Annotated in this window: 7 protein-coding genes; 4 read left to right on the top strand and 3 right to left on the bottom strand. The window is 64.7% G+C overall.

The window, feature by feature from the left end:
* Together JHD73_RS24195 and JHD73_RS24190 are read left to right on the top strand one after the other, a co-directional pair.
* On the top strand, positions 1-3,120 hold a 3,120-nt coding region (locus JHD73_RS24195; protein ID WP_199032718.1), incomplete at its 5' end, for an indolepyruvate ferredoxin oxidoreductase family protein.
* 14 nt (positions 3,121-3,134) lie between these two features.
* Positions 3,135-3,932 carry a thioesterase II family protein gene (locus JHD73_RS24190; protein WP_199032717.1) on the top strand — a complete coding sequence of 266 codons (798 nt, stop codon included), beginning with the start codon at positions 3,135-3,137 and terminating at the stop codon, positions 3,930-3,932.
* Between the two features lie 10 nt (positions 3,933-3,942).
* Here the strand turns inward: JHD73_RS24190 and JHD73_RS24185 are convergent, their stop codons facing one another.
* Positions 3,943-5,751 carry a phosphodiesterase gene (locus tag JHD73_RS24185; protein ID WP_233177137.1) on the bottom strand — a complete coding sequence of 603 codons (1,809 nt, stop codon included), beginning with the start codon at positions 5,749-5,751 and terminating at the stop codon, positions 3,943-3,945.
* A gap of 229 nt (positions 5,752-5,980) precedes the next feature.
* Between JHD73_RS24185 and JHD73_RS24180 the strand changes: the two genes are divergently transcribed.
* Positions 5,981-7,006, top strand: coding sequence for a MerR family transcriptional regulator (locus JHD73_RS24180; RefSeq protein WP_199032716.1), 1,026 nt, complete (start codon positions 5,981-5,983; stop codon positions 7,004-7,006).
* Positions 7,007-7,075: 69 nt separating this feature from the next.
* On the opposite strand, the gene JHD73_RS24175 is transcribed toward JHD73_RS24180, so the two are convergent.
* Together JHD73_RS24175 and JHD73_RS24170 are read right to left on the bottom strand one after the other, a co-directional pair.
* Complete coding sequence (locus JHD73_RS24175; protein WP_199032715.1) at positions 7,076-7,915, bottom strand: DUF4349 domain-containing protein; 840 nt, start codon at positions 7,913-7,915, stop codon at positions 7,076-7,078.
* Positions 7,916-8,063: 148 nt separating this feature from the next.
* The gene (locus tag JHD73_RS24170; protein WP_199032714.1) at positions 8,064-9,710 is read right to left on the bottom strand and encodes an APC family permease; all 1,647 of its coding nucleotides are present in this window, start codon (positions 9,708-9,710) and stop codon (positions 8,064-8,066) included.
* 374 nt (positions 9,711-10,084) lie between these two features.
* Here JHD73_RS24170 and JHD73_RS24165 point away from each other — a divergent pair.
* On the top strand, positions 10,085-10,385 hold a 301-nt coding region (locus JHD73_RS24165), incomplete at its 3' end, for an MATE family efflux transporter (RefSeq protein ID WP_269848304.1).

The raw sequence follows: 10,385 nt of genomic DNA, 5'->3' as shown, positions 1-10,385 counted from the left end.
GCGTATTCGTCCACCTTGCCGCATCAGAGCGATCACCTGTTCTGCTCGGCCATGATTCCCGTGCTGTATCCGGCCGATGTGCAGGAGTACATCGAGCTGGGCCTGCATGGCTGGGCCATGTCGCGCTATTCGGGCTGCGCGGTGGGCTTCAAGGCGCTGGCCGATACGGTGGAATCGTCCGCCGGCATCGACGCCGATCCGTTTGCGCTGCAGATTCATTTGCCCACGGACCACGTGCTGCCCGAAGGCGGACTGAATTGTCGCCTCTCGTCAGACCCGCTGGGCCTGACTGCGCGCAAGCAGGAAGCGCTGATGCAGGACCACAAGCTGCCCGCAGTGCTGGCCTATGCGCGCGCCAACCGGCTCAACCGCACCACGCACGATGCGCACACCGCACGCCTTGGCATCATCGCCTCCGGCAAGAGCTACCGCGATGTACGCGAAGCGCTCGCGCTGCTGGAGATCGACACCGATGCGCCCGAGATGGCCAGCCTGCGCCTGCACAAGGTGGCCATGCCGTGGCCGCTGGAGCCACAGGGCATCTGCGATTTCGCCACGGGGCTGGACGAGATTCTCGTCATCGAAGAGAAGCGCCCGGTGGTGGAATCGCAACTGCGTCAGTTCCTGTACGACCTGCCGGACAACGCGCGCCCGCGTATCGTCGGCAAGTCCGATGGGGTGGGTGAGCTGGCTGGCCCTGCCGGCAACGGTGTGTTCTCGGCCAAGACGGATCTGTCCGTCGCGCAGATCGCCATGGTGATTGCGGATCGGCTCGCACAGTTTCATCCGCAGGGCCGCATCGCCAAGACGGCGGCATGGCTGCGTGACCGGCAAGCCTTTCTCGACCGAGAGGTGGCAACGCCCGCGCGCTCGGCCTACTACTGCTCGGGGTGCCCGCACAGCACATCCACCAAGGTGCCCGAGGGCAGCCTGGCGCTGGGCGGTATCGGGTGCCACATCATGGCCACCGCCATCTACCCCGAGCACAACAAGACCTTCACGCAGATGGGGGGCGAGGGAGCAACGTGGATCGGGCAGGCGCCGTTTTCGCAGGTGCCGCACGTGTTTGCCAACCTGGGCGACGGCACCTACTTCCATTCGGGCTATCTCGCCATTCGCGCGGCCATTGCCGCCAAGGTGAACATCACCTACAAGCTGCTCTACAACGACGCCGTGGCCATGACCGGCGGCCAGCCGGTGGACGGCAGCGTCACCGTGCCGGCGATTGCGCGGCAACTGGCATCGGAGGGCGTGACGCGCATCGCGCTGGTGTCGGAAGACCCGTCGCGCCATGACGGTCGCGCCGGCTTGCCCGATGGGGTGACCCTCCACCCGCGCGAGGCGCTCGATGCCGTGCAGCGCGAGTTGCGCGACGTGCCGGGCACCAGCGTGCTGATCTATGAGCAGGTGTGCGCGGCGGAGAAACGCCGGCGCAAGAAGAAGCATGCCGTGCAGGCGCCGGCCCGGCATCTCTTCATCAACCCGCTGGTGTGCGAGGGGTGCGGAGACTGCGCCACACAATCGAACTGCTCGTCGATCGTGCCACTGGAAACCGAGTTCGGCCGCAAGCGCGCCGTGCACCAGGGGTCGTGCAATCAGGACACCTCTTGCGTCAAGGGGTTCTGCCCAAGCTTCGTGACCGTGGAGGGAGGCCGCCTGCGCGGCAGCGGGCGCAAGCAGCAGAAGGCTGCGTTGCCCGACAACCTGCCGGCCTTGCCGACACCGCAACGCGCGGCGCTCGACACGCCGTTCAACGTGCTCATCTGCGGCATTGGGGGCACGGGCGTGATCACGGTCGGCACCATTCTCGGCATGGCCGCGCATCTGGAAGGCAAGGGTGCCTCGGTGCTGGACATGACCGGCATGTCGCAGAAGAACGGCGCGGTGATGTCGCACGTGCGCATTGCGCAGCGGCAGGATGCGCTGCACTCGCAGCGTATTCCTGCGTGCCAGGCAGATGTGGTGCTCGGCTATGACATCCTCACTGCCGCTGCGCGGGATGCGGTGGACAAGATCAAGCCCGGCCATACGCAGATCGTGTTGAACACGGAGGAGACACCCCCCGGGCACGCCATCCGACAAGTGGACTGGCAGTTCCCAACCGAGCAACTGCGCCGCCTGCTGGGGGAGACGGCCGAGGCCAGGCTGGAGTTTGTCGACGCGGGTGCGCTTGCGCAGCATCACCTGGGCGATGCGCTGTACACCAACCTGCTGATGCTCGGCTATGCGTTTCAGCGCGGGCTGTTGCCGCTGTCGGAGGCCGCCATCCTGCGCGCCATCGAAGTCAATGGCGTGGCCGTGGCGGCCAATCAGCGTGCGTTCCAGTGGGGGCGCTACGCCGCGTTCGATGCGGGTATTGGCGCCAGCAAGCCGCTGGCGGAATCCATCATCAAATTGCAGAAACCCGCCAGCCTGGATGCCGTGCTCGCGCATCGCCGCGGCTTCCTGACGGCTTACCAGAACGAAGCCTATGCGCGCCGCTACGTGAACTTTGTCGAGCACGTGCGGCAGGCCGAGCGCACCGCCACCGGCAAGCAGACGTTGGCCACCGCCGTGGCGCACAACCTGTTCAAGCTGATGGCCTACAAGGATGAGTACGAAGTGGCGCGCCTGTTCAGTGGCGAGGACTTTCGCCGCGCGCTGGCCGAGACCTTTGAGGGCGACGTCACGCTGCGCTTTCATCTGGCGCCGCCCATCCTCTCCGCGTTGGAAGGCGGCGCACCGCGCAAGCGTACATTCGGGCCCGGCACGCAGCGTCTGTTTGCCATGCTGGCGCGGTTCAAGTGGCTGCGCGGTACGCGCTTCGACCCGTTCGGCTACACGCATGAGCGCCGGCAGGAGCGTGCGCTGATCGTCGAATATGAGCACGCCATCGACATCGCGCTGGGCAAACTCAACGCACTCACGTACGACACGGTGCTGCAACTGGCCAACCTGCCCAAGCAGATTCGCGGCTATGGCCACGTGAAGGCTGCCAGCATCGCGTCTGCCCGCACCCGCCAGCACGCACTGCTGGCGCAATTGACCGGCCACAGCCCCGCGCAGGAAGCGCAGGCGCCTGCGTGGCCGGCTTTCCCTGGCGCAGATGCCTACGGCCTGCCGCGCGAGGTTTCTTGGTAAGGAGCGCCACTGCCATGTCCCAGCAACGCTATATCGTTCCCGTCGGGCGCACGCCCGTGATTGCGCCACGCCTGCGGTTGTACTGCTTTCACCATGCGGGCGGCAGTGCAGGCAACTTCGCCAAGTGGCCGGCCGGACTGCCGAGCTTCGAGGTGCGGGCCATCCAGTTGCCGCATCGCTTTCTGCCAGCGGGGGTGGCGCGCGCCAGCCATCTCGACGAATTGCTGCCCGGCATGGCCGATGAAGTGGCCGGTGCGCAGGCCGACGCGTTGCCGTTTGCGTTCTATGGGCACAGCCTGGGTGCGCTGGTGGCGTTCGAGTTGACCCGCACACTGCGTGCGCGTGGCGGGCCGCAGCCGGTGGCGCTGGTCATTTCCGGGCATCGCGCACCGCATCGGCGGTTGGGGCGCCCGCCGATCTGCGAGCTGGAGCAGACCGCCTTCATCGACCGCCTGCGCGGGCTGGGCGGTATGCCCGAATCCGTGCTGACCGACACGCGCACGCTGTCGTACATCCTGCCCACGTTGCGCGCCGACCTGCGGCTGTCAGAGATCTACGACCACCGTGACGAGCCGCCGCTGTTGTTGCCGTTGTTCGGCTTTCGCGGCAAGGAAGATCCGCTGCTGAACGAGGCAGACTTTGGCGCCTGGGCCGACATCACGCGTGGCCCGAGCGTACTGCGTACGCTGCCCGGCCATCACTTTTTTGAGCAGGAAGGGCTGGAGGCGCTGCATGCGCACCTTGCAGCGGACCTCACGCCGCTGGCCAACCGCCCGACCCGCCGCCGGCGCGACCCGGCAGAGGCGCTCTAGCCGACCACGCTCAGGCGGTGACCGATAGCGTTTGCGCGGGCCGCATCGCCTCCAGATAGAAGCCGCTGTCGCTCTGCTTGGCGCGGCGTTTCGCCAGCGCGGCGGCGGTGCCGATGTCGTCGCTGTTGCGCGCGGCGCCTGGGAGCACGTGCAGGGCACCCACCGCCATCGTCACAAAGCGGAAGAAGGCTGGCAGGCCTTTGCGGTCTTCGGCGTGGATGCCCCCGGCGGCACGGTCTGCCGGTGTGTACATGGCCAGCGCGTTGATGTTGAACGCGGCGATGGCGTGCTCGATGCGAGCGCGCCAGTCGGCGCTCTGGAACAGGATCAGGAAATCATCCCCACCCACGTGGCCGAGAAAGTCGCGCGTCGGCTCACATGCCGTGGCCAGCACGGCGGCGGCCATCTTCAGCATCTCGTCGCCTTGCCAGTAGCCGTATTGGTCGTTGAAGGGCTTGAAGTGGTTCAAGTCCACATAGCAGGCGTAGAACTCCGCGCGTGCTTCCAGCAAACGTTCAATGTGCAGGTTCAGCGGAATGTTGCCGGGCAGGAACGTGAGCGGGTTGGCGTAGCGCGCTGCTTCGATGCGGATCTCGGTCACGGTGCGCACCAGTTCTTCGCCGGTGCCCAGGCCTAGGTAGCGGCCATGTTCGGTGATGATGAAACCGTCGGTCAGGTAGCGCTGGTCTTCGCTCATCAGCAGCGCAGACATGTCTTCCAGCGAGGCGGATTTTTCCACCAGCACGGGTTGCCGGTTGGCAAACGTCAGCGCAGATTTCTTGCCGTACAGCTCACGGTGATACGGCATCGCATAGCGATCAATAAAGGCGCGGCGGGCGATAAGCGCCAGCGGTCGTTCATCTTCATCGAGCAGCGCCACGGCGTGCAGATCGGGGTGGCGGTTGAACAGGTGCAGTACGTCGTCGTTGCTGCAGCGCAGGGGCAGGGTGGGTGCCACGCGCAGCAGCTTGCTGGCTGTGATGGCGCGCCAGCCCACGCGCACCGCTTGCGGAAACACCGCAATCTGCGATGACTGCAGCACGCGCGCCGCCTGGCTCGACATGTCACCTGCCGGCGTGTCTTGCGGGCGCCCCAGGAAGAAGCCTTGACCGAAGCGGATGCCCAGATCGCGCACCACGCCCAGTTCGTCTTCCGTTTCCAGCCCTTCGGCAATGATGCTGGTCGCGCTGCCCTTCAGGGTTTGCTGCAATGAGCGCGCGATGTCCAGCTTGGCCGGGTGCTTGGCAATGTCACGCAGGAAATACTTGTCGAGCTTGATGAAGTCGGGTGTCAGTTCAATCAGCAGGTTCAGGTTGGCGTTGCCGGTGCCGAAATCGTCCAGCGCGCATTGCATGCCAAAGTCACGCGCAACGGACAACGCCTGGGCAAAGCTGGTGAGGTCGTCGATGGGCGTCTGTTCGGTCAGCTCGATGACGATGCGCGAGGGATGCAGGTCGTGGTCGGCAATCGCATGCAGCAGGCGGGCATGGTCTTGCAGCAACTGGCGCACGCCAAACGCGCTGAAGTTCAGGAACAGCTTGCCCGGCAGGCGCATGGCCGAGAAGTTGGCGATGGCCAGGCGCGCGGCGGTCGTCTCCAGGGCAATCGCGCCCGCTGTGTCCGACGCCGCGGAAAACAATGCCGCGGGCGATTCCATGGCCGTGCCCGCCGGCCCACGCAGCAGCGCTTCGTAGCCGAGCACCTCGGTGGTGGACAGACGGAAGATCGGTTGGAACACCGTACGCAGCATTTCAGGCGCGATGCCCGCCGGCAGGGAGAGCGGTGAGGAAGTCATGGCGTTGGACGGAAGCTCGGACATTCCGCCTAACGGTCACATGCGGGAGCGCTGAACACAGAATTGAATGAATTTTTTATGACGCACGGCGCAGCGCGGGTTGGCGGGCTGTGGCCCCCACCACAGAGGGGGCATGGTTCAGAATGCCGGGTGCGCCTGCGTCTTCATGGCGCGTCATCCATTCACGCCGCGCTTGACCCTCACACTGCGTGAGGTCCTAGCCTGGGTTCAAGCCAAAAGACAGGAGCTGGCCATGTTGTTGAAAGTCGGCGATCTCGCCAAACGCTGCGGTCTGACCGTCCGCATGCTGCATCACTACGACAGCATTGGCCTGCTCACGCCTTCGGCCCGCTCCGATAGCGGCTACCGGCTGTACGACAAGGCCGACATTGCCCGGCTGCACCAGATCCAGGCGTTGCGGCGTTTCGGCATGTCGCTGGCTGACATCGGGGCTTTTCTGGCAAGTCCGGACGTTCCCCTGACCACGATCATGGAACGGCAGATTGCGATGCTGGATCAGCAGATCACGCAGGCCAGCGTGCTGCGCGACCGGCTGACCCGTCTGCACGACCAGCTCATGCGCCAGGAAGAGCCCGAGCTTGCTGAATGGCTCACAACCTTGGAATGGATGACCATGTACGACAAATACCTTTCGCAGGAAGAGCGCGAGCGCGCAGAACGGCTGGATGCGGATGTGGCGCGCAACGAGAAATGGGCGGCGCTGGTGGCAACCGTGCGCGAAGCGATGGCGCGTAATGTGCCATCACGCAGCAGCGAGGCGCAGGCGCTGGCCAAGCAATGGATGACGCTGCTTGCGCGGGATGCCGCGCTCGATCCGGTCCTCTCGGCGAAGATGCACACGATGCACGTGAACGAGCCGGCATTGCAGGACCGCACCGGCATCAGCCTGGAGATGCTCAACTTCATCATGGAAGCGGCCAACGAGACCAAGCTGGCGGTCTACGGAAAGTATCTCTCGGCGCAAGAGCTGCAGCACATGCGTGCCAACTTCGGCAAGCGCGCCAATGAGTGGCCGACCCTCATTGCCGAAGTGCGGCAACACTTGGCCAAGGGCACCGCCCCGCATGCACCGGAGATGCAGCAGCTTGCCCGGCAGTGGATCGATCTGTTCCGCTCGTATGCCGGTGATGATCCGCAAACACAGGCCAAGGTGCGTCTGGCGATGGAGCGTGAGCCGGAGCTCTCGGCCAGCCCGTGGATGGGACCTGACCTGATCGCCTACGTGCGCGAGGCGATGGAAGGCTTGAAGGCAGCGTAAGACCAAAGCAAAAGCGCCCGCTGTTTCCGGCGGGCGCTTTTGCTGTTGGGCGATCAATCGATTGATCGGTCAGTCAGCCGACTTCTGCTGCCGCCGCTTGCGCCGCACGCGTGCAATCAGCACACTCACGATCGACAGCACGATCACCCATGGCAGCAGGTAGGCTACGGCCGAGATCACGCTGGCGCTGGCATGCACCAGCGAGGGCGGGAACTCACGCAGCGCATTGCCGATGGGTGCCCAAAGGCTGCGTGCCGTGGTCTGCCGGGTGCTCAGGTCGATCGACAGCACCTCACGGTTCACCCGGTCCATCAGTTGCGCGCTCTGGCCGGTGGCCGCTTCCAGTTCGGACTGCGTTTCCGACAGCTTTTCTGCGATCAGGATCAGGTCTTCCACCTTGGTCGCCTTGCGCTGCAAATCAAGCAGGCTTGCGCGATAGGTCTTCAACATGTCCAGGCGCTTGCTGACTTCGGCAATTGGCTGGCCCAGGTCATCCACGTGGGTGCCTTGGCTGACCACGCCACCGCTGTCGGCCAAGCGCTTGCGCATGGTGCGCACGCCCTCGGGGCTGGCGCGCAGGTTCAGGTGGGCCGTGCCGCCGCGCTCGTCACGTTCAAGCTGGATGCTGGCATCCATGACCGTGCAGTGCCAGGTGGTCTCATTCACGCAGGCATCCTGCAGCTCGCGGTACAGGCGCTCCAACTGCGGGGCGTCGACTTCCAATGAGACGCGATGTTCATAGGCCAGGAATCGGCGCTCGGCACCCTCTGCCTGCTTGGCGCTGGCTTCGGGGGCAGCGGCCATCATGGCGGCGGGCCCGGCTCCGCCGGCTGCATTGGGTGCTTCTTCTTTTTTGCCACACGCGCCAAGCGCTAGCGCGATCAGGAGAACGCCGAGGAGTCTTGTCATGAGTTATGTCGGTTCGGGAGAGATCGGAGAAACTGCGCGTGAAGTCTAGCGCACGTTTCTGAGCAATTTCCCGGGCTGTTTGCAGACATAAAAAAACGCCCGCCGGCAAAACCGGTCGGGCGTTTTTCTTTTGTAGCGGCAATGAAGCTTAGATGCCCTGCGGGACGCCGCGCGGTGCGCGCTTGTCGTCGCGAGCCTCACCGTCTTCATGCGCGCTGTCCACTTCTTCCAGGTAGCGCGTATGCCAGCCGCTGCTCACTCCCCAGTGGTAGAAGCACAGCGAGATCGCAGCCACGATGCCCATGTCCCAGCCGTACGGGATGTAGCCATGGCCGCCGAACTCCTTGCTGCCGCAGTACGACAGCGCAGCGATGGTGGGCAGGTAGGCGATCATCCACCACGCGCCCTTGAGCTCGGTTTTGAAGTCGGGCCAGCCGGCCTTGGCCTGGTAGTAGAAATACACGGGCAGGGCCACCAGCATCAGCACGATGATCTCGCCGGTGAGCGGCCACTTGGCCCAGTACAGGATCAGCGATGCGCACACGAACGCAAACGGTGCCACCAGCGACAGGCCGGGCAGACGCAGCGGGCGGTGCAGCCCCGGCGAGGTCTTGCGCAGCGACATCACGCTGATCGGCCCCGTCAGGTACGAGATGACAGTGGCCACCGAAATGACGGCCGCCAGCGCACCCCAGCCGCGGAAGAAGAACAGGAAGATGAACGACACGCCCAGGTTCAGCCACATGGCCGGACGCGACACGCCAAACACCGGATGCACGCGCCCGAAGATGGCCGGCATGGTGTTGTTGCGTTCCATCGCATAGATCATGCGCGTGGTGGTGGCCATGTACGTGCTGCCGGTGCCTGACGGGCTGACGAACGCATCGATGTACAGCACGATGGCCAGCCAGTTCAGGTTGAGCGCAATCGCCAGCTGGGCAAACGGTGAGTGGAAATCAATGCCATGCCAGCCGTTGACCAGCGATTCCGGCGGCACCGCGCCCAGGAAGGCGATCTGCAGCGCCACGTAAATGACGGCCGCCAGCAGGATCGAGCCGATCACCGCAATGGGCACGTTGCGGCCCGGGTTGCGTGCCTCGCCCGCCAGGTTGATCGGGCTCTGGAACCCGTTGAAAGCGAACACGATGCCGCTGGTGGCAATGGCGGTGAGCACGGCAGACCAGCCGTACGGTGCGAAGCCCTGTGCTGCGCCATTCGCGCCTTCGGCCATGCCGAAGTTGCTCGGGTGGAAGCCCGCGCCGATCAGCGCCACGGCCGTCGCCGCCGGAATGATGAACTTGAAGATGGTGATGGCGTTGTTGGCCTTGGCAAACACCTTCACGCCCCAGTAGTTCAGCAGGAAGTACACGATGACCAGCACGGCGGAGAGCACCAGCCCCATCGGCGTCAGCTCGCCATGCTGGAATAGCCCCTGCGCCCACGGCCACGGCCATGAGCTCATGTACTGGATGGAGGCCTCGGCCTCAATGGGGATGACGGTGACGATGGCGATCCAGTTGGCCCATGCAGCCACGAAGCCCACCAGCGAGCCGTGCGAGTAGCGCGCGTAGCGCACCATGCCACCGGACTCGGGGAACATCGCGCCCAGCTCCGCATATGTCAGGGCGATGGCCAGGATAACGATTGCGCCGATGACCCAGGTAAAGATGGCGGCAGGGCCTGCCACCTGTGCGGCGTGACCCGCACCGAACAGCCAGCCCGAACCGATGATCGAGCCCAGGCCAGTCAACATCAGGGGCCAGGCGCCAAGGTTGCGTTGTACGTTTTTTTCCAAGGGAGTCTCCGCCCCGGCGAGTTCGGACGCTCGACAGGGCATCGCGGTTTGCTTACCAGTCCGCTTAGTTCTACCGAGGCGACGCTGTTTTGGCGTCGCCCACCGTCCTGTATGGTGGGTGTCACCAACTCAGGACATGCGTGTGCGGGATGACGCGCAGCATCAATCGCACCTGCCCGGTCGCGATGAAAGGCTGGGCATGGTGCCTGCCTTCCGGGGGGATTCGCGTATAGTCATCGGCGACGTTGTGCGGGGTGCCGCACTTGTCGCCCGATTGCCGGTACTCGCAATGGGGCGCAATCATAGCGAAATCGCTGGCGGTTGCACCTCTTTTTCATCCGATTTTCACTGTCCCTCCCCAATTTTTTTGCCCCATGGAGTCCTCATCGGTCACATCGGTTGCACCTGCATCACCCGTGCAGTGGCACCGGCGCGTGCTGACCCTGGCGTTTCCCATTGTGCTGGCCAACCTGACGCAGCCGATCCTGTCGGCGGTGGATACGGCCGTGGCGGGGCATTTGCCGGGGCCGGAATACATCGGCGGGGTGGCGCTGGGCGGGGTGTTCTTCAACTTTGTGTTCTGGGGCTTCGGCTTTTTGCGCATGGGCACCACGGGGCTGGTGTCGCAGGCGCATGGCGCGGGGGATGCACAGGCGTTGCGGGCGAGCGTGGTGC

The sequence above is a fragment of the Ralstonia sp. ASV6 genome, assembly GCF_016429285.1.
Lineage (GTDB): Bacteria > Pseudomonadota > Gammaproteobacteria > Burkholderiales > Burkholderiaceae > Ralstonia > Ralstonia flaminis.
The sequence above is the reverse complement of the archived record's forward strand: the minus strand, read 5'-3'. Positions and strand labels throughout refer to the sequence as shown.

Excerpts from the sequence above, each read along its gene's own strand:
- JHD73_RS24190 (WP_199032717.1), top strand. The coding sequence starts at position 3,135 with ATGTCCCAGCAACGCTATATCGTTCCCGTCGGGCGCACGCCCGTGATT.
- JHD73_RS24185 (WP_233177137.1), bottom strand. The coding sequence starts at position 5,751 with ATGTCCGAGCTTCCGTCCAACGCCATGACTTCCTCACCGCTCTCCCTG.
- JHD73_RS24180 (WP_199032716.1), top strand. The coding sequence starts at position 5,981 with ATGTTGTTGAAAGTCGGCGATCTCGCCAAACGCTGCGGTCTGACCGTC.
- JHD73_RS24175 (WP_199032715.1), bottom strand. The coding sequence starts at position 7,915 with ATGACAAGACTCCTCGGCGTTCTCCTGATCGCGCTAGCGCTTGGCGCG.